The 24,615-nt window shown below is 60.4% G+C and carries 24 protein-coding genes; 8 read left to right on the forward strand and 16 right to left on the reverse strand.

From position 1 onward, the window contains the following. Positions 1–116 precede the first annotated feature (116 nt). Both ptsP and BW43_RS25705 read right to left on the reverse strand, forming a co-directional pair. Positions 117–2,396, reverse strand: coding sequence for a phosphoenolpyruvate--protein phosphotransferase (gene ptsP / locus BW43_RS25710; RefSeq protein WP_032884201.1), 2,280 nt, complete (start codon positions 2,394–2,396; stop codon positions 117–119). Between the two features lie 22 nt (positions 2,397–2,418). Further along, positions 2,419–2,898 carry an RNA pyrophosphohydrolase gene (locus BW43_RS25705; RefSeq protein WP_003176750.1) on the reverse strand — a complete coding sequence of 160 codons (480 nt, stop codon included), beginning with the start codon at positions 2,896–2,898 and terminating at the stop codon, positions 2,419–2,421. 143 nt (positions 2,899–3,041) lie between these two features. On the opposite strand from BW43_RS25705, the gene BW43_RS25700 reads away from it, so the two are divergent. Continuing rightward, the gene (locus tag BW43_RS25700; RefSeq protein WP_032884204.1) at positions 3,042–3,701 is read left to right on the forward strand and encodes an HAD family phosphatase; all 660 of its coding nucleotides are present in this window, start codon (positions 3,042–3,044) and stop codon (positions 3,699–3,701) included. Positions 3,702–3,850: 149 nt separating this feature from the next. Here BW43_RS25700 and BW43_RS25695 read toward each other — a convergent pair whose 3' ends face one another. Continuing rightward, entirely contained in the window at positions 3,851–4,264 is a 414-nt protein-coding gene (locus BW43_RS25695; RefSeq protein WP_032884205.1) for a DUF2269 family protein, read from the reverse strand. Between the two features lie 42 nt (positions 4,265–4,306). Continuing rightward, positions 4,307–5,821 (reverse strand): threonine ammonia-lyase, biosynthetic, encoded by a 1,515-nt coding sequence (gene ilvA, locus BW43_RS25690; protein ID WP_032884206.1) that lies wholly within the window; start codon positions 5,819–5,821, stop codon positions 4,307–4,309. Between the two features lie 136 nt (positions 5,822–5,957). Between ilvA and rpiA the strand changes: the two genes are divergently transcribed. Next, positions 5,958–6,629: a ribose-5-phosphate isomerase RpiA gene (rpiA, locus tag BW43_RS25685; RefSeq protein WP_017253881.1), complete on the forward strand. Its 672-nt coding sequence runs from the start codon at positions 5,958–5,960 to the stop codon at positions 6,627–6,629. Positions 6,630–6,680: 51 nt separating this feature from the next. Here rpiA and BW43_RS25680 read toward each other — a convergent pair whose 3' ends face one another. From BW43_RS25680 to BW43_RS25665, 4 genes are all read right to left on the reverse strand, one after another. Continuing rightward, on the reverse strand, positions 6,681–7,595 hold the full coding sequence (locus tag BW43_RS25680; protein ID WP_032884208.1) for an SdiA-regulated domain-containing protein: 915 nt from the start codon (positions 7,593–7,595) through the stop codon (positions 6,681–6,683). Between the two features lie 120 nt (positions 7,596–7,715). Beyond that, positions 7,716–8,642 (reverse strand): SdiA-regulated domain-containing protein, encoded by a 927-nt coding sequence (locus BW43_RS25675; protein ID WP_032884211.1) that lies wholly within the window; start codon positions 8,640–8,642, stop codon positions 7,716–7,718. Positions 8,643–8,893: 251 nt separating this feature from the next. Further along, positions 8,894–9,559, reverse strand: a complete 666-nt coding sequence (locus BW43_RS25670) for a fumarylacetoacetate hydrolase family protein (protein WP_032884213.1) — start codon at positions 9,557–9,559, stop codon at positions 8,894–8,896. Positions 9,560–9,582: 23 nt separating this feature from the next. Then, positions 9,583–10,977, reverse strand: coding sequence for an FAD-binding oxidoreductase (locus tag BW43_RS25665; RefSeq protein ID WP_032884215.1), 1,395 nt, complete (start codon positions 10,975–10,977; stop codon positions 9,583–9,585). 205 nt (positions 10,978–11,182) lie between these two features. Here BW43_RS25665 and serA point away from each other — a divergent pair, with 205 nt between their 5' ends. Further along, positions 11,183–12,412, forward strand: coding sequence for a phosphoglycerate dehydrogenase (serA, locus tag BW43_RS25660; protein WP_003176761.1), 1,230 nt, complete (start codon positions 11,183–11,185; stop codon positions 12,410–12,412). Between the two features lie 68 nt (positions 12,413–12,480). Here serA and BW43_RS25655 read toward each other — a convergent pair whose 3' ends face one another. Next, entirely contained in the window at positions 12,481–12,921 is a 441-nt protein-coding gene (locus BW43_RS25655) for a DUF4399 domain-containing protein (protein WP_032884216.1), read from the reverse strand. A gap of 134 nt (positions 12,922–13,055) precedes the next feature. Here BW43_RS25655 and BW43_RS25650 point away from each other — a divergent pair, with 134 nt between their 5' ends. Further along, positions 13,056–13,580: a transporter substrate-binding domain-containing protein gene (locus tag BW43_RS25650; protein ID WP_050442789.1), complete on the forward strand. Its 525-nt coding sequence runs from the start codon at positions 13,056–13,058 to the stop codon at positions 13,578–13,580. Here BW43_RS25650 and BW43_RS25645 read toward each other — a convergent pair. Together BW43_RS25645 and BW43_RS25640 are read right to left on the reverse strand one after the other, a co-directional pair. After that, positions 13,531–14,013: a DUF523 domain-containing protein gene (locus tag BW43_RS25645; RefSeq protein ID WP_032884217.1), complete on the reverse strand. Its 483-nt coding sequence runs from the start codon at positions 14,011–14,013 to the stop codon at positions 13,531–13,533. The genes BW43_RS25650 and BW43_RS25645 overlap by 50 nt on opposite strands. A 2-nt stretch (positions 14,014–14,015) precedes the next feature. Then, complete coding sequence (locus BW43_RS25640) at positions 14,016–14,648, reverse strand: 2OG-Fe(II) oxygenase (protein ID WP_032884218.1); 633 nt, start codon at positions 14,646–14,648, stop codon at positions 14,016–14,018. A 131-nt stretch (positions 14,649–14,779) separates the two neighbouring features. On the opposite strand from BW43_RS25640, the gene BW43_RS25635 reads away from it, so the two are divergent. Further along, entirely contained in the window at positions 14,780–15,532 is a 753-nt protein-coding gene (locus BW43_RS25635) for a DUF2059 domain-containing protein (protein WP_032884219.1), read from the forward strand. Between the two features lie 105 nt (positions 15,533–15,637). On the opposite strand, the gene BW43_RS25630 is transcribed toward BW43_RS25635, so the two are convergent. Continuing rightward, positions 15,638–16,579, reverse strand: coding sequence for an alpha/beta hydrolase (locus tag BW43_RS25630; protein WP_032884220.1), 942 nt, complete (start codon positions 16,577–16,579; stop codon positions 15,638–15,640). Between the two features lie 104 nt (positions 16,580–16,683). On the opposite strand from BW43_RS25630, the gene BW43_RS25625 reads away from it, so the two are divergent. Both BW43_RS25625 and BW43_RS25620 read left to right on the forward strand, forming a co-directional pair. Then, positions 16,684–17,259 (forward strand): DUF6436 domain-containing protein, encoded by a 576-nt coding sequence (locus tag BW43_RS25625; RefSeq protein WP_032884222.1) that lies wholly within the window; start codon positions 16,684–16,686, stop codon positions 17,257–17,259. A gap of 27 nt (positions 17,260–17,286) precedes the next feature. Continuing rightward, positions 17,287–19,641: a penicillin acylase family protein gene (locus BW43_RS25620; protein WP_032884224.1), complete on the forward strand. Its 2,355-nt coding sequence runs from the start codon at positions 17,287–17,289 to the stop codon at positions 19,639–19,641. Between the two features lie 29 nt (positions 19,642–19,670). Here BW43_RS25620 and BW43_RS25615 read toward each other — a convergent pair whose 3' ends face one another. Beyond that, entirely contained in the window at positions 19,671–20,642 is a 972-nt protein-coding gene (locus tag BW43_RS25615) for a GlxA family transcriptional regulator (protein ID WP_032884226.1), read from the reverse strand. A 292-nt stretch (positions 20,643–20,934) separates the two neighbouring features. On the opposite strand from BW43_RS25615, the gene BW43_RS25610 reads away from it, so the two are divergent. Next, entirely contained in the window at positions 20,935–21,573 is a 639-nt protein-coding gene (locus BW43_RS25610) for an HD domain-containing protein (protein ID WP_032884229.1), read from the forward strand. Between the two features lie 56 nt (positions 21,574–21,629). On the opposite strand, the gene BW43_RS25605 is transcribed toward BW43_RS25610, so the two are convergent. Genes BW43_RS25605 through BW43_RS25595 form a run of 3 tightly spaced genes read right to left on the reverse strand, consistent with a single transcriptional unit; the run spans position 21,630 to position 24,570 of the window. After that, positions 21,630–22,514 (reverse strand): ABC transporter permease subunit, encoded by an 885-nt coding sequence (locus tag BW43_RS25605; protein ID WP_032884233.1) that lies wholly within the window; start codon positions 22,512–22,514, stop codon positions 21,630–21,632. Further along, on the reverse strand, positions 22,511–23,431 hold the full coding sequence (locus tag BW43_RS25600) for an ABC transporter permease subunit (protein WP_032884234.1): 921 nt from the start codon (positions 23,429–23,431) through the stop codon (positions 22,511–22,513). The genes BW43_RS25605 and BW43_RS25600 overlap by 4 nt, the downstream gene beginning before the upstream one ends. Continuing rightward, a complete protein-coding gene (locus tag BW43_RS25595; RefSeq protein WP_003195240.1) occupies positions 23,428–24,570 on the reverse strand; it encodes an ABC transporter ATP-binding protein in 1,143 nt (380 codons plus the stop codon). Before BW43_RS25595 ends, BW43_RS25600 begins: the two co-directional genes overlap by 4 nt. Positions 24,571–24,615: the final 45 nt, after the last annotated feature.

A 24,615-nucleotide genomic window follows, 5' to 3' on the forward strand; every position in this document is an offset into this window, starting at 1 on the left:
AAACCAATGTGGGAGGGGGCTTGCTCCCGATGGCAGTGTGTCAGTCAGAATATCTGGTACTGACACACCGCCATCGGGAGCAAGCCCCCTCCCACATTTTTGATCGGCGCCAGGCGTTAGAGGGTCTTGGCAGAGGCCGGATTGATCATCCGTGTCAGCCCAAGGTTCTTCAGCGCCAATTGCAGCGAGCTGTGGATAACTTGCGGGTTGTCGATGGTCATCAACTCCGCCAGCAGATCCTTGGCCATACTCAGCTCGACTTGGCGCAACATCCACTTCACCTTCGGCAAGTTGGTGGCGTTCATCGACAGGCTGTCAAAGCCCATCGCCATCAACAGCACCGCCGCCGCCGGATCACCAGCCATTTCACCGCAGATGCTCACCGGTTTGCCTTCGGCATGGGCGTCGCGCACTACGTGTTGCAGCGCTTGCAGCACCGCCGGGTGCAGATAGTCGTAGAGATCAGCTACCCGTGGGTTGTTGCGGTCCACGGCCAGCAGGTATTGGGTCAGGTCGTTGGAGCCGACCGACAGGAAGTCCACCTGCCGCGCCAGTTCTTTGGCCTGGTACACCGCCGCTGGAATTTCGATCATGACGCCAATCGGCGGCATCGGTACGTCAGCGCCTTCGTCGCGCACCTCGCCCCAGGCGCGGTGGATCAAATGCAGCGCCTCCTCCAGCTCATGAGTGCCGGAGATCATCGGCAACAGGATGCGCAGGTTGTTCAGGCCTTCGCTGGCCTTAAGCATGGCGCGAGTCTGTACGAGGAAAATTTCCGGGTGGTCGAGCGTGACGCGAATGCCGCGCCAGCCGAGGAAGGGGTTGTCTTCCTTGATCGGGAAATACGACAGTGACTTGTCGCCGCCGATGTCCAGGCTGCGCATGGTCACCGGCAACGGGTGGAAGGCTTGCAGTTGCTCGCGATAAATCGCCAGCTGCTCCTTCTCACTCGGGAAACGCTGGTTGATCATGAACGGCACTTCGGTGCGGTACAGCCCCACGCCCTCGGCGCCGCGCTGCTGCGCCCGGGCCACGTCGGCCAGCAGTCCGGTATTCACCAACAGCGGTACGCGGTGACCATCAGTGGTCACGCACGGCAACTCGCGCAATGAATCCAGGCCCAGCGCCAGTTGCTTCTCTTCTTCCACCACTTCGGCGTATTGCTTGCGCAGCACGTCGCTGGGGTTGGTGAAGACTTCACCACGATGGCCATCGACGATCATGTCGATGCCGTCGACCTTGGAGTACGGCAGGTCCACCAGGCCCATCACCGTCGGAATGCCCATGGCGCGGGCCAGGATCGCGACGTGGGAGTTACCCGAACCGAGAACCGAGACCAAGCCCACCAGTTTGCCTTCCGGCACTTCGCCGAGCATGGTGGCGGTCAGTTCTTCACTGATCAGGATGGTGTTGTCGGGGTAGACCAGGTTGGTGGTGCGGTCTTCCTGCAGGTAAGCCAGCAGACGGCGACCCAGGTCGCGCACATCCGAGGCACGCTCGCGCAGATAGGCGTCGTCCATCAATTCGAAACGGTTGACGTGATCAGTGACCACTTGGCGCAGTGCGCCCTGGGCCCATTGACCGGTCTTGATCACGGTTTTGACTTCGTTCCCGAGGGACGCGTCGTCAAGCATCATCTGGTAAACGTCGAACAGCGCACGTTCTTCAGGGCGCAGCTGGGTGGCCAGCTTGGTCGACAGGTTGCGCATGTCGGCGCGCACGCCTTCCAGGGCGGTCTTGAACAGTTTGATTTCGGCGTCGATGTCGTTGACGGTCTTGTCCGGCACTACATCGAGGTCGGCCGGTGGCAGCATGACCACCGCCGTACCGACGGCAGCACCCGGCGAACCCGGTACGCCGACGAACTTGGCTTCCTGGATGCCCTTGCCCTGACGGCCCAGGCCGCGAATCGAACCCGTGGCCTCGGCGTGGGCAATAACCCCGGCGAGCTGCGCGCTCATGGTCACGAGGAAGGCTTCTTCACCTTCGTCGAACTGGCGACGTTCTTTTTGCTGGATGACCAACACGCCGACAACGCGGCGGTGGTGAATGATCGGTGCGCCGAGGAATGACGCGTAGCGCTCTTCGCCGGTTTCGGCAAAGTAGCGATAACGCGGGTGATCGGCCGCGTTTTCAAGGTTGAGGGGTTCTTCACGCGTCCCCACCAGGCCCACCAGACCTTCATTGGGCGCCATGCTGACTTTGCCGATGGAGCGCTTGTTCAAGCCCTCCGTGGCCATCAGCACAAAACGGTTGGTCTCTGGGTCCAGCAGGTAAACCGAGCAGACCTGGCTGCCCATGGCTTCCTTGACGCGCAACACAATAATCCCCAACGCCGCCTTGAGATCCTTGGCGGAGTTAACTTCCTGGACGATCTTGCGCAGCGTATTGAGCATGGCTCGGGGTCGAACTCCGTCGTCAGTCGCGCGCTAAAAGGCGCGGGGCAAGCTCTTTGAGAGCGCGACGATAAACCTCGCGCTTGAATGTCACCACCTGGCCCAACGGGTACCAATAGCTGACCCAACGCCAGCCATCGAACTCCGGTTTACCGGTCAAATCCATCCGCACCCGCTGCTCGTTGGAGATCAGGCGCAGGAGAAACCATTTCTGCTTCTGGCCGATGCACAGCGGTTGGCTGTGGGTACGCACCAGGCGTTGCGGCAAACGATAGCGCAACCAGCCACGGGTACAGGCCAGAATCTGCACATCTTCGCGCTCAAGGCCGACTTCTTCGTTCAACTCACGGTACAAGGCGTCTTCAGGGGTTTCGTCGGGGTTGATTCCGCCTTGAGGAAACTGCCAGGCATCTTGGTTGATTCGGCGAGCCCATAGCACCTGTCCGGCATCATTCGTAAGAATAATCCCGACATTAGGACGGAAACCATCGGGGTCGATCACGGCAACAACCTCGCAAACGCATGTCGCCGCATTGTTCCACAAAGGTTGCGCAAGCGGCAACGAGGCTTCTTAGCTTATGTGCACTCTTGTGAAAAGACCGTATTCTGGACGCCTTTTTACAGACTTTTCAGCGAGTAACTGCAATGCGCCTGGCTTTATTCGACTTGGACAACACCCTTATCGGCGGTGACAGCGACCACGCGTGGGGCGATTACCTGTGCGAACGCGGGATTCTCGACCCGGTAGCCTACAAGGCCCGCAACGACGAGTTCTATCAGGACTACTTGGCCGGCAAGCTGGACAACGCCGCCTACCTGAATTTCTGCCTGGAAATCCTCGGCCGCACCGAAATGGCCCAACTGGATGAGTGGCACAACGACTATATGCGCGACTGCATCGAGCCGATCATGCTGCCACTGGCCGTGGAACTGCTGGCCAAGCACCGCGCCGCTGGCGACAAGCTGGTGATCATCACCGCCACCAATCGTTTCGTCACCGCGCCAATTGCCGCACGCCTGGGCGTTGAAACCCTCATCGCCACCGAGTGCGAGATGGAAAATGGCCGATACACTGGGCGCAGCACTGACGTGCCGTGCTTCCGAGAAGGCAAGGTGACGCGCTTGAATCGTTGGCTGGAAGAAACGGGGTATAGCCTGGAAGACAGCTACTTCTATAGCGACTCGATGAATGACCTGCCGCTATTGGAGCAAGTGACGCATCCGGTGGCGGTGGATCCGGATCCGAATCTGCGCGCTGAAGCCGAGAAACGTGGTTGGCCGGTGATTACGCTGCGTAGCGAGTAACCGTGGTGAGCGGGCTTGCCCCGCGCTGGGCTGCGAAGCAGCCCCAAAACCTGCCAACCGGTCTTATCAGGAAAAATGCGGGCCTTTGTCAGGGCCGCTTCGCAGCCCAGCGCGGGGCAAGCTCGCTCATCACAGAAGCCCTCACCGCGTTAAACCGGCTTGGCGCCCATGAGCCCGGCAATCGCCACAAACCCCACCAGGCTCACCACCGCCAGCACCAGAGTGAAATTCAGGCTGCCGCCCTCGCCTTTGCGCAAGCGATTGAGCCGTGCCACCAGCCAGAACCACGCCAGCGCCGCCACGGTATAGAGGATGCTGGAGCCCAGGATCCAGGTCTGCCCCAATGGCCAGCCAGTCAGGTGCACCAGCCACCAGCCGGTGAACGGCATGCTCACCATACAAATACCCATCAGCAACCACACAAACGCCCACGGACGCTGCACGGTGACGGCTGGGCCAGCGCTGCGTTTACGCCAGGCCAGTAGCGCCAAGCCAAGGCCGCTGAGCAACAACACCACGGTGGCCGCGATGTGGACAATTTTCAGGGTGATCAGGGTTTCCATGTTTCGTATTCCTTAGAGGCTGCCCCCAATCAGCGTAGTCGCTCAACCGAGGAACAGTTTGTAGGCCGGGTTATCACTTTCATCCCAATACGGGTAGCCAATCGCCTCCAGCGCTGCCGGTACCAGGTGACGTTCGTTCGCCGGCACTTGCAGGCCGGCGACCACACGACCATCAGCCGCGCCGTGGTTGCGATAGTGGAACATCGAGATATTCCAGCGCCCGCCCAACTTGTTAAGAAAATTGAACAGCGCCCCCGGACGCTCCGGGAACTCAAAGCGAAACACCACTTCATTGCTGACGTGCGCGGCATGCCCACCGACCATATGGCGGATGTGCAGCTTGGCCAGTTCGTTCTCTGTCAGGTCGAGCACCGGGAAACCCTGCTCGGTGAGGCTGGCGATCAGCGCGCTGCGCGGGTCGGTTTCCGGGTGGGTCTGCACGCCGACAAAGATGTGCGCCTCGCTGCCGGAGTGGTAGCGGTAGTTAAATTCGGTGATCTGGCGCTTGCCCACGGCCTCGCAGAACGCCTTGAAACTGCCCGGTTTCTCAGGAATGGTCACCGCGATGATGGCTTCACGGCCTTCACCCAACTCAGCGCGCTCAGCCACGTGGCGCAGGCGGTCGAAGTTGACGTTGGCCCCGGAGTCGATGGCGACGAACGTCTGGCCGCTGACACCACGGGTCTCAACGTACTTCTTGATCCCGGCCACACCCAACGCGCCTGCTGGCTCGGTGATGGAGCGGGTATCGTCGTAGATGTCCTTGATCGCCGCACAGATTTCATCGGTGCTCACGGTGATCACTTCGTCGACATAGTCTTTGCAGATTTCAAAGGTGTGCTGGCCGATCTGCGCCACCGCCACGCCGTCGGCAAAGATCCCAACCGTCGGCAAGACCACGCGCTCACCCGCGGCCATGGCAGCTTGCAGGCAGTTGGAGTCGTCCGGCTCGACGCCGATGACCTTGATTTCCGGGCGCAGGTATTTCACGTACGCCGCGATGCCCGCGATCAAACCACCGCCACCCACGGGTACGAAGATCGCATCCAGCGGCCCTGGATGCTGGCGCAGAATCTCCATCGCCACGGTGCCCTGCCCGGCAATGGTGTGCGGATCATCGTAGGGGTGAATGTAGACGTAGCCTTTTTCGTCGACCAGTTTCAGCGAGTAGGCCAGCGCCTCTGGGAAAGAGTCGCCATGCAGCACCACTTTACCGCCGCGAGAGCGCACGCCTTCGACCTTGATCTCAGGGGTGGTCTTGGGCATCACAATAGTGGCCTTGACCCCCAGCACCTTGGCCGCCAGGGCCAGGCCCTGCGCATGGTTGCCCGCCGACGCCGTGACTACGCCGCGTGCGCGCTCTTCAGCCGTCAACTGAGTCAGCTTGTTGTACGCGCCGCGAATCTTGAACGAGAACACCGGCTGCAAGTCTTCGCGCTTGAGCCAGACCTTGTTGCCCAGCCGCTCGGAGAGCTGGCGGGCGGTCTGCAGCGGGGTTTCTACGGCAACGTCGTAAACGCGCGAGGTGAGGATCTTTTTGACGTACTGTTCAAGCATCGGCGGGAATCACTGGGCGAGTTGGGCAGGGCCGGGGAGTCTAACCCGGCTTTTGGCCGTACGACCACACGAATCCCGAGGTTTTGTTGGGTTATACTCGCGCCCCTCTTTACTCCCCGCCCGTTCCGGAGCCCGCATGACCCAGGATCAACTCAAACAGGCAGTGGCCCAGGCCGCTGTCGATTTAATCCTTCCTAAACTCGACGACAAAAGCATCGTCGGTGTCGGCACCGGCTCCACTGCCAACTGCTTTATCGATGCGCTGGCCCAGCACAAGGGCGCGTTCGATGGCGCCGTGGCCAGCTCCGAAGCCACTGCCGCACGCCTGAAAGGCCATGGCATTCCGGTGTACGAGCTCAACACCGTGAGCGACCTGGAGTTCTATGTCGACGGCGCCGATGAGAGCGACGCGCACCTGAACCTGATCAAGGGCGGCGGCGCAGCCCTGACTCGCGAGAAGATCGTCGCGGCCGTGGCCAAGACCTTCATCTGCATCGCCGACGCCAGCAAGCTGGTACCGGTCCTCGGCGCATTCCCGCTGCCGGTGGAAGTCATCCCGATGGCCCGCAGCCACGTGGCCCGCGAGCTGGTGAAGCTGGGCGGCGATCCGGTGTACCGCGAAGGCGTGCTGACCGACAACGGCAACATCATCCTCGACGTATTCAATATGCAGATCACCAATCCGGTGGAGCTTGAAACGCAGATCAATGCCATCGTCGGCGTGGTCACCAACGGCCTGTTCGCTGCGCGTCCGGCGGATGTGCTGCTCTTGGGCACTTCCGAAGGCGTGAAAACCCTCAAGGCCTGAGGACACCACCAATCCAATGTGGGAGGGGGCCTGCCCCCGAATGGCGGTGTGTCAGGGACTGGGTTTCTTGAACACGTAGAACAGGTTCGGCTCGCTGACCAGGTACAACGTACCTTCGTCGTCCATGGCGATCCCTTCGGCCTGAGGCACACGTTTTTTCAGGCCATGGCGCCCATTGAGTAGAGAAAGACTGCTCAATGGGCGACCGTCGATATCCAGTTCCAACACCAAAAATGACTCATCCGACAGCGCCAGCAGATGGCCGCTGCGCTCGTCGTATTGCAGGCTCGACAGATCGCGTACAAATAGCCCGGCGTCACGCTTGGGGTTATTGATCACGTGCACCGAGTAGGTTTTTTCAGGCTTGAAATGAGGAAACCCGTGGACCTCATAGATCAACATCGGATCGCGCTCCTTGGCCACGAACAGGCGCTTGCCCACTGAGTCATAGGCCAACCCCTCAAAGCCCTTGTTGCCACCTACATGCAGGCCCAGGGTCATTTGCTCTGCATCCGCGGCGTCGAGGAACTGGGTGTCGTCGTCCACATGCACCTTGATCAGGCGCTGTTGGCGTTCATCGGTGATGACATAGATGTTGTCGCTGATGAACTCCACGGCCTCGGCATCACCAAATCCCACCAAGGGAATGCGCCGCAGGATCTTGCCGTCCAGCGACAACTCGATCAGTTCGGCGTTTTGATTGGTCACGGTAAACAGGCTTTTGCGCACAGGGTCATAGGTGAGTGCCGAGACATCGTCATCGAGCCCCTCGATGACTTGGGCTTCCAGCGTTACCCGGTAATCGGCGAGGCCAATGGAACGCTCATCGGCGGGATGACGCCATGTCTGCCAATTGAACCAAGCGCGCTCGAACAAGCGAAAGTGCTGCCCAGCGACCCCGGCGCAGATCAGGGCGATCAGCACGAACAGAAAAAGAATGGGCTTGGGGCGGGCAAGTCGGCGCATTGGGCGGGCTCAAAATCAAAAGTGGCGAATGAATATCACGCCTGTCTGAATTTAAACTTAAACGCGCCCGGATGTCTGGCGAATGCCGCTGATAGAGAAATATCCGACGTAACTGGTCGATTATTTCTGCTTTTCGAAACGATAGAACAGATTCGGCTCACTCACTATGTACAGAGTGCCTTCCTCATCCATGGTCACCCCCTCCGCACGAGGAATGGTTTTGTTGAGACCATTGAAGCCGCCCAGCAAGGTCATGAAGCTGACTTGTTCGCCCTTCTCGTCCAGCTCCAGCAACAGGTGAGAGTCGGCCGAAAGCGCTAGGAGGTGGCCGGTGCGCGGATCGACAGCCAGGGCCGAGAGGTTGCGCATGTCCAATTCTTTGCTGGCGAGTTTTTGTTTATCGCCGTTCAGGATCTGGCTGCCGTCGCTTTTCCAGGTAAACAATGCCGGCGGGCGCTCTTCGCCCAACACCAGTTGCTGGTTGCGCTTGTCCCAGGTGATCGCCTCAAAAGCTTTGTTCTGGTCTTTGGACGGGCCCAGGTCGTAGGCCTGGAAATCAGCCTTGTTCAACTGTTGGGTCGTCGCGTCGACCTTGACGATGGTGAGGCTGTGCTGGCGCTCGTCGACCACTGCCATCAGACCATTTTCCAGCACCGTTACGCCTTCCGGATTTTCCCAGCCATTGAGCGGCATCTTGCGGAGCACATCGCCTTGCAGGCTCAACTCAACGAGGAACGGGTTTTTGCCCATGACGGAAAACAGCGTTTTGGTCTGCGGGTTGTAGGCGACGTCCGAGGCTTCGTCCTTCTCCATTCCCGGTAACACCTTGGCGTCGATGACCGCGTGGTAGTCCGGCAGCCATACGCTTTCACTGCGCTCGGTGGGCGTCTCGAAGCGCTCCAGCAACCACAGCACGCCGCGGTCATCCCAATGCATGGCCCAGGCAACGCCATAAAAGATGGCCCCCGCCAGAAACAGCCAGGAATACCAGCGCAGGGCAAAACGGGAACGCGGCTTGGGTGTGGCGGAGGGCAGGGACACGGCCATGGGGCGCTTTTTCCGGAAAGTCAGCGTTAGGTGATAGCACAGGATCGACGGGCCCGCGCTCTGGAGGCTGGGGATTATCCGGATGGTGTGTGAAAAAAATGCAAAAACCCGGGGCTTTACCGGCCGACACAACTCCAATGTGGGAGGGGGCTTGCCCCCGATAGCAGCGCGTCAGTCAACATCCACTTAACTGATACACCGCCATCGGAGGCAAGCCCCCTCCCACAGGTTTGACCGCGTTGGCCAGGTGCTTATCGAACGCTGCTGTCAAAGCGATTCACGCCCGCCAATTCCAACACCAACTCATCACCCACATTCAGCGGACCCACGCCAGCCGGGGTGCCGGTGAGAATCACATCACCAGCCTGCAGCGAGAAGCAGCCGGCCATGTGCTGGATCATCGGGATGATCGGGTTGAGCATCTGCGAGCTGTTGCCGTCCTGGCGCACTTCGCCGTTGATGGTCAGGCGAATGCCGATATCGGTCACGTCCGGGAAAGTGCTGCCTACCACGAACGGTGCGATCACTGCCGCGCCGTCGAAGGATTTGGCAATTTCCCACGGCAGGCCCTTGGCTTTCAGCTCGGCCTGTTTGTCACGCAGTGTCAGGTCCAGGGCCGGGGCGAAGCCGGAGATGGCGTCCAGCACTTCTTCACGGCTTGGCTTGTTCGACAACGGCTTGCCGATCAATACCGCGATTTCCGCTTCGTAGTGCACCGAGCCACGGTCGGCAGGGATGGCAAAACCGCCTTCCAGCGCCACGACACAGCTGCCGGGCTTGATGAACAGCAACGGTTCGGTCGGCACTGGATTATCCAGTTCCTTGGCATGTTCGGCGTAGTTACGGCCAATGCACACCACTTTACCCACCGGGAAGTGGATGTTGGTGCCGTCGACATACTTGTGCTGGTAGCTCATGGAACGACTCCTTCGGGGGGCGGTTAAACAGCGAAGATCTTGCCAGGGTTCATGATCCCGTTCGGGTCGAACACTGCTTTGACGGCCTTCATGTATTCAATTTCGACCGGCGAACGGCTGTACGTCAGGTAATCGCGCTTGGTCATGCCCACGCCGTGTTCGGCGGAGATAGAGCCGTTGTATTTCTCAACGGTCTCGAACACCCATTTGTTCACGGTGGCGCATTTGGCGAAGAACTCGTCCTTGCTCAGGCTTTCCGGCTTGAGAATGTTCAAGTGCAGGTTGCCGTCACCGATGTGGCCAAACCAGACGATTTCGAAGTCCGGATAGTGTTCGCCGACGATCGCGTCAATTTCTTTCAAGAACGCTGGCACTTTGGAGACAGTGACTGAGATATCGTTCTTGTACGGCGTCCAGTGGGAAATGGTCTCGGAGATGTACTCGCGCAGTTTCCACAGGTTGTGCAGTTGGGTTTCGCTCTGGCTCATCACGCCGTCCAGCACCCAGCCCTGTTCGACACAGTGCTCGAAGGTTTCCAGCGCGTGGTTGGCGACCTCTTCGGTGGTGGCTTCGAATTCCAGCAGTGCGTAGAACGGGCACTCGGTTTCAAACGGTGCCGGCACATCGCCACGACCCAGCACTTTGGCCAGGGCTTTGTCGGAGAAGAACTCGAACGCGGTCAGGTCCAGCTTGCTCTGGAACGCGTGCAGCACCGGCATGATCGAGTCGAAGTCGGTGGTGCCAAGCACCATGGCGGTGAGGTTCTTCGGCGCACGGTCCAGGCGCATGGTGGCCTCGACCACAAAACCCAGGGTGCCTTCAGCGCCGATGAACAGCTGGCGCATGTCGTAGCCGGTGGCGTTCTTGATCAAGTCGCGGTTCAGTTCCAGCACATCGCCTTTGCCGGTGACGACTTTCATGCCGGCGACCCAGTTACGGGTCATGCCGTAGCGAATAACCTTGATCCCGCCGGCATTGGTGCCGATATTGCCGCCAATCTGGCTGGAACCGGACGATGCGAAGTCCACCGGGTAGTACAGGCCTTTTTCTTCGGCGACGTTCTGCAATTGCTTTGTGACCACGCCCGGCTGGCACACGGCGGTGCGGTCGGTGAGGTTCACGTCCAGAATCTGGTTCATATAGTCGAACGACACGACCACTTCGCCATTGGCCGCAACAGCGGCTGCAGACAGGCCAGTGCGACCGCCAGACGGCACCAGTGCCACCTTGTGCTCATTGGCCCAACGGACAATGGCCTGTACCTGCTCGATGGTCTTGGGGAACACGATGGCGGTGGGCGCGGGTGCGAAGTGCTTGGTCCAATCCTTGCCGTAAGTCTCCAGGGAGTCGGCGTCGGTCAGCACTTTGCCGGGCTCAACCAGGGTCTTTAGCTCATCAATCAGGGCAGGATGGGTCATCGACAGAACTCTCGAACAATTCATGGTCATCCTGAGAACGCTTCACGTCGCAGGAATAGGTGTTTAGCGGGGCGCGTATGCTAGCATACCGCCCCCGCAGGACAGAGCCCAAGGGCGTTTCTGCGGTGACGGCTTTCCTGCCGTCCGGGTCAGCTTGCGCTGCTCGATTCCCTGCCATTTTTCTCCGGGATACAGGTTTACGCAGATGAGCAAGACTTCTCTCGATAAGAGCAAGATCAAGTTCCTTCTTCTGGAAGGCGTCCACCCATCGGCTGTCGACGTTCTGAAAGCCGCCGGGTACACCAGCATTGAGTACATCACCAGTTCTCTGCCGGAAGCCCAGCTCAAGGAAAAGATCGCCGACGCGCACTTCATCGGCATTCGCTCCCGCACTCAGCTGACCGAAGAAATCTTCGATCACGCCAAGAAACTCGTGGCTGTCGGCTGTTTCTGCATCGGCACCAACCAGGTCGACCTCAACGCTGCGCGCGAACGCGGCATCGCGGTGTTCAACGCACCGTACTCCAACACCCGTTCCGTTGCGGAGCTGGTGCTGGCCGAGGCCATCCTGCTGCTGCGCGGCATCCCGGAGAAGAACGCTTCCTGCCACCGTGGCGGCTGGATCAAAAGCGCGGCCAACTCCTTCGAAATCCGCGGCAAGAAGCTGGGCATCGTCGGTTATGGCTCGATCGGCACTCAGCTGTCGGTACTGGCTGAAGGCCTGGGCATGCAGGTGTTCTTCTACGACACCCTGACCAAGCTGCCATTGGGCAACGCTACCCAGGTGTCGAGCCTGACCGAGCTGCTGGGCATGTCCGATATCGTGACCCTGCACGTTCCGGAAACCGCTGAGACCCAGTGGATGATCGGCGAGAAGGAAATCCGCGCCATCAAGAAAGGCGGCATCCTGATCAACGCCGCGCGCGGCACTGTGGTCGAGCTGGACGCCCTGGCCGACGCGATCAAGGACAAGCACCTGATCGGCGCCGCCATCGACGTGTTCCCGGTGGAGCCTCGCTCCAACGACGATATCTTCGAAAGCCCACTGCGTGGCCTGGACAACGTGATCCTGACTCCGCACATCGGCGGCTCCACCGCTGAAGCGCAGGCCAACATCGGCCTGGAAGTCTCGGAAAAGCTGGTCAAGTACAGCGACAACGGTACGTCGGTATCGTCTGTGAACTTCCCGGAAGTGGCCCTGCCGGCTCACCCTGGCAAGCACCGTCTGCTGCACATCCACCAGAACATCCCTGGCGTGATGATGGAGATCAACAAGGTCTTCGCGGAAAACGGCATCAACATCTCCGGTCAGTTCCTGCAGACCAACGAGAAGGTTGGCTACGTGGTGATCGACGTCGACGCCGAGTACTCGGACCTGGCGCAAGAGAAGCTGCAGCACATCAACGGCACTATCCGTAGCCGCGTGTTGTTCTAACGCTTTAAACGCTGCACAAAAAAATGGGAGACCCGCAGGGGCCTCCCATTTTTTTGTCTGAACAAATCTTACTTGACGTTAACCGTGATCACTTTCGACGCTACAGTGGGTTCGAACTGGCGATGCACGTTGTCGCCAGCTACCAGCTGCAGGGTGTGCTTGCCTGGAGTCAGGGTCAGTTCGGTTTCGGTTTGCGCCTTGCCGAAGTGAATCGAAGTTGCAGTGGCCGGGATGGCTTCGTCGGCTTTAAGCGACTGCACGTCCTGGTCTACCAGCAAGTGGTGGTGACCGGCGTTAGGCACTTGCTTGTCGATCGGCTCCAGGTCCAGGCCCTTGACGCCGAATTTGACAGTGAAGGTTTTGTCGACGGTGGCGCCATCTTTGGGCGAGACGATAAACACCTCCGCGCCCTTGGGTGCTGGGGTACGAGGCACATCAGCGGCATTTGCCAACACCGAGGCACCCAGCAACAGGCTGGCAATCGTTGCACGGGACAAAAGGGCTTTCATTCGCTTCTCCAGTTTTTCTGTGAAATCTGTAGGGTTATGACAACTTCGCGATAAATTGCTGTCCAAGTCACTCACCACCATAGCAAAGCGATGCTGAACGGCGTCTCGCACATTCGAATTCTTTAGGAGTGACCATGCGCTTTTCGCCTGGCCTGTTACTTTTGCTTCCCCTTCTGAGCCCCTTGGCTCATGCCGAACTGATCGACGACGTCAATGATCGCGGTGAACTGCGCATCGCCCTTGAAGCCAACACCCCGCCCTATAACTTCAAGGAAGGCGAAAAACTCACCGGTTTTGAAGTCGAGCTGGGAGAACTGCTGGCTAAAGAAATGGACGTGCGCCCCTCGTTTATCACCACTGATGGCGCCGACCTGCTGCCAGGGGTTGCCACCGGCAAATACGACGTGGCCATCAACCATATCGCTCTGACTGCCGAGCTTAAGGATCAGTTCGATTTCAGCGAGGCTTATAGCGAGAAGCCCGAACTGGCAATCCCGTTCCAGAAAGGCAACCCGGCGTTCAAGACCAGCCTGGACGGGGCGTTGAAGCGGGTGAAGGAAGATGGCCGGTTGAAAGCGCTGTCGCAGAAGTGGTTAGAGGGGGATGCCTCTACAGAAGCGCCAACGCCTGTGCCGCCTCCGGCAACTCCAGCTCACTGAACACCTGCACACCATGGCGTTTGAGCAGCGCCGCCGTGACGCCCTCGCCGCTCACCTTTACGCCAGTGAAGGTGCCGTCATAGGTCAGCAGATTGCCGCAGGATGGGCTATTGGCCTTTAAGATGGCGACGCGGATGTTGTGGCGCTGCACCAGCGCCAACGCTTGGCGGGCGCCGTCTAGGAAGGCGGCGCTGAAGTCTTCGCCCTCGGCAGTCAGTACTTTGGCGCGACCTTCCCAGACATCGATGCCTTGCCCGCCGGGAATTTCGGCAGAGGGCCTGGGCGTCGGCAAACCGCCCGACACTTCCGGGCAGATCGCAACCACACGGCCTTCGGCCTGCCACGCAGCCAGTTGATCGAACGGCCCGCTGGCTCCGCCGTCATAACGCACCTTGTGCCCGAGCAGGCAGCGGCTGATCAGTATCTTTTGCATGATTAAAACGGCTCGTTGCCCCGCCGCCGAAACCAGCCGGTCAGGGACAGGCGTTCGCGCGTGGCGGGCATAACTTCGTGGGGCACTTCGCCCGACAGGAACCCCACCAGGCAACCGCCGGTAGGCACCACATCGTATTCAACACCGTCCTTGAGGTACATGCGCAACTGGCCACCATGCTCGGGCAGCCAGCCGTCATTCAGGTAGATCACCGCCGAAACCATGCGCCGGTCATCGTCGCGGAAACGGTCCAGGTGCTTGAGGTAAAACGCCCCTGGTGGGTACATCGCGAAGTGGCTTTCGAAGTCTTCCAGACCGAGGAACAGCCCTCGATTCATCGCCAGGCGCAGGCTGTCCATCAACGCCATGTAGCTGTCGCAGACGGCGGCGTCGCCCTCCTCCAGCCACTGGATATGGTCGCCGCGAATGCCCTCGCGGATCTCCTGGGATGGTCCGCGCCCCACCGCCGCCGGTGCCAATTCACCCTCGGCCGCACGTTTACGGCACTCAGCCGCCAGTTCCAGGGTCAGAGCCTGGGGCAGGAAGCCGTTCTGCTGCGACCAACCTTTCTCGGCCAGGTCGTCGACAATGCGTTGCAGCAGGGGGTGATCAAGGGGTATTTGCATGGCGCGCATAGTATCCATACGCCTTCAAATCCGACAGCGCCGTCGAGCGTCTCAATACACTTTAGTCAGGTGACTGATAGGACTTCTCGACAAATCCTACGCCCGACACGGACAATAGTGGCCGACTGACAGGAGTCCATATGCGTCGTTTGTTTTTTTCCTTGCTGATGTTCTGCGTTTTGCCCGCTTGGGCAGACGGCCATGACCAGTTGTACAAGGTCGCCGGCTGGGCCGAACAACGTGCGCATTTCAATGACGCCCTCAGTGCCGCCCAGCAGCGCTATCGCAATAGCCTGCCACCGGCGGTGTACCAGGCGCTGGTGGACAACAGCAATAAGCGCTTTGCCGCCCAGGCCATGGACCAGCGCGCCGAAGCGCAAATGCGCAAGAACCTGGCGGATCCGAAGCCTGCCCTGGCGTTCTTCCAATCACCGCTGGGCCGCAAGATTGTCGCCGCAGAGCTGCTGGCCACCCGCCGCGACCAGCTGGCCAAAAACGCCCAAGGCCTGCCGAAAATCGAAGCCGACGCCACCCGCAGCCTGATCATCGGCCACCTGGCCCAGGCCCTGCCCGCCCGCGAGGCCGGTGCGGAAGTCAGCCTGGCGATTGCCGGCGTGGCGGCCGACAGTTTGAGCCAAATGATTCCCGGTTTGCTGGGCGGTGGTCAGGCGCAGGGCATGTTGAATGGTCAACGTGAACGGCTGATGCAGCAGATCGATAAGGATCTGAACAACACCCTGCTGTACGTCTATCGGGATTTGTCCGACCCGGAGCTGGAAGAGTTCGCCACGTTTGCAGAGTCGCCGGAAGGTAAGGCGTATTACCAGGCGGCGCTGGCAGCGATTCGCGCGGGGCTGGCGGTCGGCCAAAGCACTTCAAGCCTGACGCAGTAGAAAATGTGGGAGGGGGCTTGCCCCCCGATGGCAGTGGGTCAGCTACAGATAAGCTGACTGATGCACCGCTATCGGGAGCAAGCCCCCTCCCACATTTGGATTGTGTTATTTCAAATGGTCTGTCAAATACCGGAAGTACTCTTCACGAATCTCGGGAATCTCATTCGCCAGGTGATGCCTTCCCCGCTTCAGCATCAGCACCTCAGGCTGGTCGAACTTACCCCGAAGCACCTGCAAGTTGTGCTGCCAGTCCACCGTCATGTCTTCCTCACCCTGCACAATCACCGGCCTCCGGGGGCTGCGCGGTGCGGCTTCGATGCGCTTGATCCAGCGCGCCAACGCCCCCACCCAGGCGGTGGGCAGTTGGCGCGGCTGAAGCGGATCGGCCTCCAGGAACGGCTTGAAGGCGGGGTCGTTAGTGTTCTCGCTGAAACGCCGGGCGATGCCTTTGACGAACGGACGCAGCAGGTAATAACTGACCTGCGACCACCCCCACGCACGCGGCCGCACTAACGGTGACAGCAGGAAGGTCTTGCCTTGGGCCGGGCTGTCGGCCCCCTGGTTGAGCAAATGGTCCACCACCACCGCGCCGCCCGTGCTCTGCCCAAACAGATGCCAGGGCTGCGGCAATTTCAGCGCCTGGGCTTGGGCGAACAGCGCCTGCACCACCTCCTGGTACACCGCAAAATCATCGATGCTGGCCCGCGCGCCGCTGGACAGGCCGTGGCCCGGCAGGTCGCAGGCGATCACCACAAAACCCTGGTCCAGCGCCCAGTCCACCACGTGGCGGTACAGGCCCATGTGGTCGTAGAAGCCGTGAAACATAAACATCGTCGCCACCGGTTGTGGGGGCGACCACACCTGCCCCACCACCTCGAACCCGCGCACCTCAAAGCGCCCCAGGCGGCTCACAGCCGGCACTTTGCGCGCGGCCAGGTCCAATCCATAAAAGCGCTGGTACACCCGCGCTTCGGCGCTGAGCGGTTGCGCATCCACCAGGGGTCGCAAGCTGTCGCGCAGATGATCGGGGTCAAAGGTAACGGGCATAAGGGGTTCCAGACTTAACGCACAGGGCAGATGAATATCGAGCTGCGATATTCATCTGTCAGGACAAGCATGGCAAGCTACGCGACCTTCGAGGATAGATCCGGATGCGACAACCCTACCGTACCACCCTGTTCGCCAGCCTGATCCTGATCATCTGCGCTGTCGCGCTGTGGGCCGCGTATGACTGGTTCCAGGGCCGCTACCTGCGCGCCTTCAGCGAACACACAGCGGTGTTTTCCGGCGATGCACTGCGCCTGCCCGCCGAGCTGAGCGGGCCTGGCCCGATCCGCCTGGTGCACTTCTGGGACCCAGCCTGCCCGTGCAACGTCGGTAACCAGCAACACTTGGGCGAGTTGATCGAGCAATACGCGCCACAAGGCGTCGAGTTCTACGCCCTGCAAAAACCTGACAGCCACGGCCGTTTGCCAGACAACCTGCGCAGCATGAAGATCCTCACCGCCCTGCCCGGCGCCGACCAAGTACCGGCCAGCCCGGCCGTGGGCATCTGGGATCGCACGGGCAAGCTCGCGTATTTCGGGCCGTACAGCGAAGGCCTGACGTGCAACGCCAGCAACAGTTTTATCGAGCCGATCCTGAAGGCACTCCAAGCGGGGCGCGAAGTGAATGCCACTCACACCTTGGCAGTGGGCTGCTATTGTTCGTGGCCTGAAGATCGTTAGTCACTCCACTCCCGGTAAGGAAAGTTCATGAAGCGCGTCTTGCGGGTTCTCGCGGTTCTGCTGGTGCTGATCGCCCTCGGCGGCGGCTGGTACGTGTACAGCAAGCAGCCCACTCGCCAGGGCTCGGTCACGCTGGCCAACCTGCAAGGCTCGGTCACGGTGCGCTACGACGACCGTGGCGTGCCGCATATTCGCGCCGACAACGAGACAGACCTGTATCGCGCCCTGGGCTATGTGCACGCCCAGGACCGGTTGTTCCAGATGGAGATCATGCGGCGCCTGTCCCGTGGAGAGTTGGCCGAAGTACTCGGCCCCAAGCTGCTGGAGACCGACAAACTGTTTCGTAGCCTGCGCATCCGTGAGCGGGCCTTGAGCTATGTGGAGCAGATGGATCACGAGTCTGCGTCCTGGAAGGCCCTGCAAGCCTATCTGGATGGAATCAATCAGTATCAGGACACCCACGCCAGCCCCATGGAGTTTGACGTGCTGGGCATCCCCAAGCGCCGGTTCACCGCCGAAGACACCATCAGCGTCGCCGGATACATGGCCTACAGCTTTGCCGCCGCGTTTCGCACCGAGCCCTTGTTGACCTACGTTCGCGACCAATTGGGCGGTGACTACCTGAAAGTGTTCGACCTCGACTGGCAACCCAAAGGCGCACTCAACCTGGCTGCCGGCGATTGGCAAACCCTCGGTGCCATCGCGTCCCTGAGCGAACAGGCCCTGGCCGACAACGGCTTGCCGCAGTTCGAAGGCAGCAACGCTTGGGCCATCAGCGGCAGTCGCACCAAGAGCGGCAAGCCGCTACTGGCGGGTGACCCGCATATCCGTTTCTCGGTGCCGTCGGTGTGGTACGAGGCGCACCTGTCGGCGCCGGGCTTTGAGCTGTATGGCTATCACAACGCGCTGGTGCCAGTGGCATTCCTGGGGCACAACCTGGATTTCGGCTGGAGCCTGACGATGTTCCAGAACGACGACGTCGACCTGATCGCCGAGAAGCTCAACCCGGACAACCCCAACCAGGTCTGGTACCAGGGCCAATGGGTCGACATGACCAGCAGCGAACAACAGATCGCGGTGAAGGGCCAGGCGCCAGTCACCTTCACCCTGCGCCAGTCGCCCCACGGGCCGATTATCAATGACGTACTCGGCGAGAGCGCCGGCAAGACGCCCATCGCCATGTGGTGGGCCTTCCTCGACACCCAGAACCCGATTCTCGACGGCTTTTACCAACTCAACCGCGCCGACACCCTGACCAAGGCCCGTGCGGCGGCGGCCAAAGTGTCGGCGCCGGGGCTGAATATCGTGTGGGCCAACGCCAAGGGCGATATCGGCTGGTGGGCGGCGGCGCAGTTGCCGATTCGTCCGGCCGGCGTCAACCCTGGGTTTATCCTCGACGGCAGCACCGCCCAGGCCGACAAGTTGGGCTTCTACCCGTTCAGCGCCAACCCCCAGGAAGAAAACCCCGCGCGTGGCTATGTAGTGTCGGCCAATGCCCAACCGGCATCACCCACCGGCATGGAAATCCCCGGCTATTACAATCTGGCCGACCGTGGCCAGCAGTTGAACGCGCAGTTAAGCGACAAAAGCGTGAAGTGGGATGTGAACAACAGCCAGGCCCTGCAACTGGGTACCACTACCGCCTTCGGCCCGCGCCTGTTGGCGCCGTTGTTGCCGGTGCTGCGTGAGGTGGTCAAAGACCCGGCACAGTTGAAACAGGTGGAACAGCTTGCAAGCTGGAAGGGTGACTACCCACTCGATTCCATCAGTGCCACGCTGTTCAACCAGTTCCTGTTCAACCTCGCCGATGCAGCCTTCCACCCGAAACTGGGTGACGCCATGTTCAAGACCCTGCTCACCACCCGCGTAATCGACGCCGCCCTGCCCCGCCTGGCTGCCGACCCGGACTCACCCTGGTGGGACGGCAAGCGCGCCGACACCGTCAAACTCGCCTGGGACAACAGCCTCACGCACCTGAAAGCCACCTTCGGCGATGACCCGACCCAGTGGCAGTGGGGCAAGGCCCATACCCTGACCCACGGCCATCCGCTGGGTTCGCAAAAGCCGCTGGACCTGATTCTCAACGTCGGCCCCTTCCCGGCGCCCGGCACTCACGAAGTGCCGAACAATCAGTCGGCCGCCATCGGCCCGGCGCCCTGGCCGGTGACCTACGGCCCTTCGACCCGCCGTCTGATCGACTTCGCCGATGTGGCCCACGCGCTGACGATCAACCCAGTCGGTCAAAGCGGTGTGCCGTTTGACAAGCACTATGGCGACCAGGCAGAGACCTATATCGAAGGCGGTTACGAGCAAGCGCATTTCAGTGATGAGGAAGTCACGGCGAATACGCGCGGCACCTTGAAGCTACTACCGGCGCGGTAGCCCTATGCAAGCCAACGCCTACCGTTTGTCTACGCCGTTGCTGGGGGCGCAAAGTTGAGCCGAAACTGCTGCGGCGTCACCCCCAGGCGGCGATTGAACACACTGCGCATGTGCTGGGCATCACGAAAACCGCATTGGTACGCCACGGTTTTCAATGGCGCGTGAGTACTTTCAAGCATCACCCGCGCCGCATCCAGCCGGGCCCGCTCAACAAATTCCGCAGGCGTAACCTGCGCCTCACGGGCAAACACCCGAGAAAAATTGCGCGCGCTCATATTGGCGGCCCTTGCCAGGTCGGCGATGGTCAGATCCCCGGTCAAATTCGCCAATACATACAGCTGCACCAGCGCTACCGCCGATGTGGTTTCGGCGTGGGGTGTAAGAAACGGGCTGAACTGCGACTGCCCGCCCGAACGCTGGGTGAACACCACCAGGCGCTTGGCCACGCTCAAAGCCACTTCCGGACCGTGGTCCTGGGCCAGCAAGTACAACGACAAATCGATGCCCGCCGTGACCCCGGCCGAGGTGTAGAGGTTGCCGTGCTGGACGTACAGGCGGTCGGCTTCGACCTGGGCCGAGGGGCACAGGCGCGCCAGGTCAGCGGCGTCGTTCCAATGGGTGGTGACGGTTTTTCCATCCAGCAATCCGGCGCGCGCCAGCATGAAGGCGCCGTTGCAGATCGAGCCAAAACGTCGCGCCCGAGCGGTGGCGCCACGCAGCCAATCATCGAACGACACGCCGAAATCTTCGAACGGCAACTGCGGGCCACCGGCGACCAGCAGCAGGTCATAGGCCTGCAGGGCTTCGCTGTAATGCCGGTGGGCCTGCAATGCCAAACCATTGGAGGCGGCCATGGTGCCGTGGCCTAGCCCGATGACCTCTATTTGGTAGTGATCCTGGGGCGGCAGAAAGCGGTTGGCTTCGCAGAACACATCCATGGGGCCGGTCACATCCAGTGACTGGACGCCGGGGAAGATCAGGATGGCGACGGTCTTGTGCATGCTCACAGACACCTTTTTCTAGCGGAATAAAATGCAAACCCTGTGGGAGGGGGCTTGCTCCCGATGGCGCTGTATCAGCCAGCAGATGCAGTGCCTGGTACTCAACAATCGGGAGCAAGCCCCCTTCCACATTGGGATTTTCGCAGGCTTCAAGAGTGGTATCGCCCGCTACACCCTAGTCGATTTCTGCTTGGCACGATGTGTCGGCACATTGGCCGGGATCGCGCCCTCACCGCGATGGCCGCTGCACAGACGAGCGACCAAACTGATTGCTTTCCAGAGGAGAGCAACCATGACCACCACCATCGCCGGTATCAAGATCCCCGACAGCGCCCTGGCCAAGGCCACCACCGAGTACATCCGTGACATCGAATCCGATCTGCTCTACCACCACTCGCGGCGGGTATTTCTATTCGGCGCATTGAGCGGTGAGCGCAAGCAGTTGGCCTATAACCCGGAGTTGCTCTACGTGGGCGCGATGTTCCATGACTTGGGCCTGGTGGAAGGGTATCGCAGCGATAACGAGCGTTTCGAAGTGGACGGCGCCAACGCGGCGGCGGCCTTCCTCAAACCTTACGGGCTCAGCGATGACGATATCGAACAGGTGTGGCTGTCCATCGCCCTGCACACTACGCCAGGTGTGCCGCAGCATCTGCGCCCCACCGTCGCGCTGGTGACTGCCGGGGTGGAGATGGACGTGCTGGGCATGGACTACGCCGCGTTTAGCAGTGTGCAGCGTGAAGCAGTGGTGCATGCGCATCCACGGGGTGAAGGGTTCAAGGAGTGCATCATCTGTGCGTTCGCCGACGGCTTGCGCCATCGCCCGCAGACCACGTTTGGCAACGTGAAGACGGATGTACTGGCGGATCAGGAGCCGGGGTTCAAACCGATGAACTTTGTCGAGGTGATTCGCAAATCGCCTTGGACCTGAAATGCATCAAATGTGAGAGGGGCAAGCCCCCTCCCACATTTGGACCGCGCAGGCCTTTAGACCGGCGCTGGAGCCCGACGCCTGTCCGGCTGCTGCCAACCATCGGCAGCGGCTTCTTCAATGGCTTGCTGGATGGCCTTCTTACGCATCTCTTCGGCACGACGGCTGAAGAACCACACCAGGAAGGTCACCAACGACACCGCCAACAGAATCAGGCTGGCGACGGCGTTGATCTCAGGTTTAACCCCAAGGCGCACCGCCGAGAACACCTCCATCGGCAACGTCGTCGAACCCGGGCCCGAGACGAAGCTGGCAAGTACCAGGTCATCCAGGGACAGCGCAAACGACATCATGCCGCCTGCCGCCAACGACGGCGCGATCATCGGGATGGTGATCAGGAAGAACACCTTCCAAGGCCGCGCGCCGAGGTCCATGGCCGCCTCTTCAATCGACAGGTCCAGCTCACGCAAACGCGCCGACACCACCACCGCCACATACGCCGCACAGAACGTGGTGTGGGCGATCCAGATGGTGACGATGCCACGTTCCTGGGGCCAACCGATCATCTGCGCCATAGCCACGAACAGCAGCAACAGCGACAGACCGGTGATCACTTCCGGCATCACCAACGGCGCGGTCACCAGGCCGCCGAACAGCGTGCGGCCCTTGAACTGGCTGATGCGCGTCAGCACAAACGCCGCCAACGTACCCAGCGCAACAGCGGCCACCGCCGTGTAGCAGGCGATTTCCAGGGAACGTGCCACCGAGCCCATCAACTGGGTGTTGTCCAGCAGGCCCACGTACCACTTGATCGACCAACCGCCCCACACCGTTACCAGCTTGGATTCGTTGAACGAGTAGATCACCAGGATCAACATCGGCAGGTAGATAAACAACAACCCCGCCACCAGCATGAAGCTTGAGAAACTGACGCGCTTCATATCTTGCCCTCCATCTCTTTGGCTTGGCTGCGGTTAAACAGAATGATGGGCACGATCAGGATCGCCAGCATCACTACCGCCAGGGCAGACGCCACCGGCCAGTCACGGTTGTTGAAGAACTCTTGCCACAACACTTTACCGATCATCAGGGTTTCCGGGCCGCCCAGCAGTTCCGGAATCACGAACTCGCCCACCACCGGGATAAACACCAGCATGCAGCCGGCGATGATGCCGTTCTTGGACAGCGGCACGGTGATTTTCCAGAAGCTGTTGAAGGTGCTCGAACCCAAGTCGGATGCGGCTTCCAGCAGGCTCTGATCGTGCTTCACCAAGTTGGCGTACAGCGGCAGGATCATGAACGGCAGGTACGAATAGACCACGCCGATGTACACCGCGATGTTGGTGTTGAGGATCTGCAGCGGTTCATTGATCAGCCCCATGGACATCAGGAAACCATTGAGCAAGCCGTTATTGCTGAGGATGCCCATCCACGCATACACGCGGATCAGGATCGCGGTCCAAGTCGGCATCATGATCAGCAGCACCAGCACGGTCTGCATCTCTTTGCGCGCAGTGGCAATGGCATACGCCATCGGATAGCCGATCAGCAGGCACAGCAGCGTGCTGAAGAACGCCATCTTCAGCGAGCCCAGGTACGCAGCGATGTACAGCTCATCACCTGCCAACAAGCTGTAGTTGGCCAGGTTCAGCACCACTTGCAGCTTTTGTTCAACGTATGTGTAGATCTCGGTGTACGGCGGGATTGCCACGTCGGCTTCGGCAAAGCTGATTTTCAGGACGATGAAAAACGGCAGGGCAAAAAACAGGAACAGCCACAGGAACGGAATCCCGATGACCACCTGCTTGCCGCTCGGGACGAGGCGGTTCAAGCGCCGCTTGAGCTTTTTTGTGTTCATGAGCGAAGTACCACGCCGCTGTCGTCTTCCCACCACACGTAAACCTGATCACCCCAGGTCGGCCGCTGACCACGGCGCTCGGCGTTGGCGACGAAGGACTGCACCAGCTTGCCGCTCGGCAGTTCCACGTAGAACACCGAGTGACCGCCCAGGTAAGCGATGTCGTGCACCTTGCCGCTGGACCAGTTGTGCTCGCAGGTCGGCATTTCGGTGGTGACCAGCAGTTTTTCCGGGCGGATGGCGTAGGTCACCGACTTATCTTCCACCGAGGTGGCGATGCCGTAGCCCACGTAGATGTCGCGGTCCAAGTCCGGGCACTTGAGCACGGCGTGGCCTTCGGCGTCGTCCACCACTTGGGTGTCGAAAATATTGACGTTGCCGATGAACTCGCACACCAGGCGGCTGGTAGGGGTTTCGTAGATATCGATCGGGCTGCCGATCTGTGCGATCCAGCCCAAGTGCATGATTGCGATGCGCTCGGCCATGGTCATGGCCTCTTCCTGGTCGTGGGTCACCATCACGCAGGTCACGCCGACGCGCTCGATGATCTCCACCAACTCCAGTTGCATCTGCGAACGCAGTTTCTTGTCGAGGGCGCCCATGGGCTCATCGAGCAGCAGCAGTTTCGGGCGCTTGGCCAGGGAGCGGGCCAGGGCCACACGCTGACGCTGGCCGCCGGACAACTGGTGCGGCTTACGTTTGGCGTACTGGCTCATCTGCACCAGCTTGAGCATTTCGGCTACGCGGGCGTCGACTTCGGCCTTGGGGATCTTGTCCTGTTGCAGGCCGAAGGCGATGTTCTGCGCCACGGTCATGTGCGGGAACAGGGCATAGGACTGGAACATCATGTTAATCGGCCGCTCGTACGGCGGCATGTCGGTGATGTCCACACCGTCGAGGTAGATGCGACCCTCGGTCGGGCGCTCGAAACCTGCGAGCATGCGCAGCAGCGTGGATTTGCCCGAACCCGAACCGCCGAGCAAGGCGAAGATCTCGCCTTTCTTGATTTCCAGGGACACATCGTCCACGGCAATCGTCTCGTCGAACTTCTTCGTGACCCGGTCGATTTTGACCAACACCTTCTTCGGTGTCTGGTCCCCTTCGAGGGCTTTCTTGTAGGCGCCGGAGGCAACTGCCATTTACGAAACTCCCAGAAAAAAAGAGTGCAGAGCGCCCAATACGGA

This window comes from Pseudomonas sp. RIT357 (assembly GCF_000632245.1).
In the GTDB taxonomy this organism is placed as follows: domain Bacteria; phylum Pseudomonadota; class Gammaproteobacteria; order Pseudomonadales; family Pseudomonadaceae; genus Aquipseudomonas; species Aquipseudomonas sivasensis.

Excerpts from the sequence above, each read along its gene's own strand:
- ptsP (WP_032884201.1), bottom strand. The coding sequence starts at position 2,396 with ATGCTCAATACGCTGCGCAAGATCGTCCAGGAAGTTAACTCCGCCAAG.
- BW43_RS25700 (WP_032884204.1), top strand. The coding sequence starts at position 3,042 with ATGCGCCTGGCTTTATTCGACTTGGACAACACCCTTATCGGCGGTGAC.
- BW43_RS25695 (WP_032884205.1), bottom strand. The coding sequence starts at position 4,264 with ATGGAAACCCTGATCACCCTGAAAATTGTCCACATCGCGGCCACCGTG.
- ilvA (WP_032884206.1), bottom strand. The coding sequence starts at position 5,821 with ATGCTTGAACAGTACGTCAAAAAGATCCTCACCTCGCGCGTTTACGAC.
- rpiA (WP_017253881.1), top strand. The coding sequence starts at position 5,958 with ATGACCCAGGATCAACTCAAACAGGCAGTGGCCCAGGCCGCTGTCGAT.
- BW43_RS25680 (WP_032884208.1), bottom strand. The coding sequence starts at position 7,595 with ATGCGCCGACTTGCCCGCCCCAAGCCCATTCTTTTTCTGTTCGTGCTG.
- BW43_RS25675 (WP_032884211.1), bottom strand. The coding sequence starts at position 8,642 with ATGGCCGTGTCCCTGCCCTCCGCCACACCCAAGCCGCGTTCCCGTTTT.
- BW43_RS25670 (WP_032884213.1), bottom strand. The coding sequence starts at position 9,559 with ATGAGCTACCAGCACAAGTATGTCGACGGCACCAACATCCACTTCCCG.
- BW43_RS25665 (WP_032884215.1), bottom strand. The coding sequence starts at position 10,977 with ATGACCCATCCTGCCCTGATTGATGAGCTAAAGACCCTGGTTGAGCCC.
- serA (WP_003176761.1), top strand. The coding sequence starts at position 11,183 with ATGAGCAAGACTTCTCTCGATAAGAGCAAGATCAAGTTCCTTCTTCTG.
- BW43_RS25655 (WP_032884216.1), bottom strand. The coding sequence starts at position 12,921 with ATGAAAGCCCTTTTGTCCCGTGCAACGATTGCCAGCCTGTTGCTGGGT.
- BW43_RS25650 (WP_050442789.1), top strand. The coding sequence starts at position 13,056 with ATGCGCTTTTCGCCTGGCCTGTTACTTTTGCTTCCCCTTCTGAGCCCC.
- BW43_RS25645 (WP_032884217.1), bottom strand. The coding sequence starts at position 14,013 with ATGCAAAAGATACTGATCAGCCGCTGCCTGCTCGGGCACAAGGTGCGT.
- BW43_RS25640 (WP_032884218.1), bottom strand. The coding sequence starts at position 14,648 with ATGCGCGCCATGCAAATACCCCTTGATCACCCCCTGCTGCAACGCATT.
- BW43_RS25635 (WP_032884219.1), top strand. The coding sequence starts at position 14,780 with ATGCGTCGTTTGTTTTTTTCCTTGCTGATGTTCTGCGTTTTGCCCGCT.
- BW43_RS25630 (WP_032884220.1), bottom strand. The coding sequence starts at position 16,579 with ATGCCCGTTACCTTTGACCCCGATCATCTGCGCGACAGCTTGCGACCC.
- BW43_RS25625 (WP_032884222.1), top strand. The coding sequence starts at position 16,684 with ATGCGACAACCCTACCGTACCACCCTGTTCGCCAGCCTGATCCTGATC.
- BW43_RS25620 (WP_032884224.1), top strand. The coding sequence starts at position 17,287 with ATGAAGCGCGTCTTGCGGGTTCTCGCGGTTCTGCTGGTGCTGATCGCC.
- BW43_RS25615 (WP_032884226.1), bottom strand. The coding sequence starts at position 20,642 with ATGCACAAGACCGTCGCCATCCTGATCTTCCCCGGCGTCCAGTCACTG.
- BW43_RS25610 (WP_032884229.1), top strand. The coding sequence starts at position 20,935 with ATGACCACCACCATCGCCGGTATCAAGATCCCCGACAGCGCCCTGGCC.
- BW43_RS25605 (WP_032884233.1), bottom strand. The coding sequence starts at position 22,514 with ATGAAGCGCGTCAGTTTCTCAAGCTTCATGCTGGTGGCGGGGTTGTTG.
- BW43_RS25600 (WP_032884234.1), bottom strand. The coding sequence starts at position 23,431 with ATGAACACAAAAAAGCTCAAGCGGCGCTTGAACCGCCTCGTCCCGAGC.
- BW43_RS25595 (WP_003195240.1), bottom strand. The coding sequence starts at position 24,570 with ATGGCAGTTGCCTCCGGCGCCTACAAGAAAGCCCTCGAAGGGGACCAG.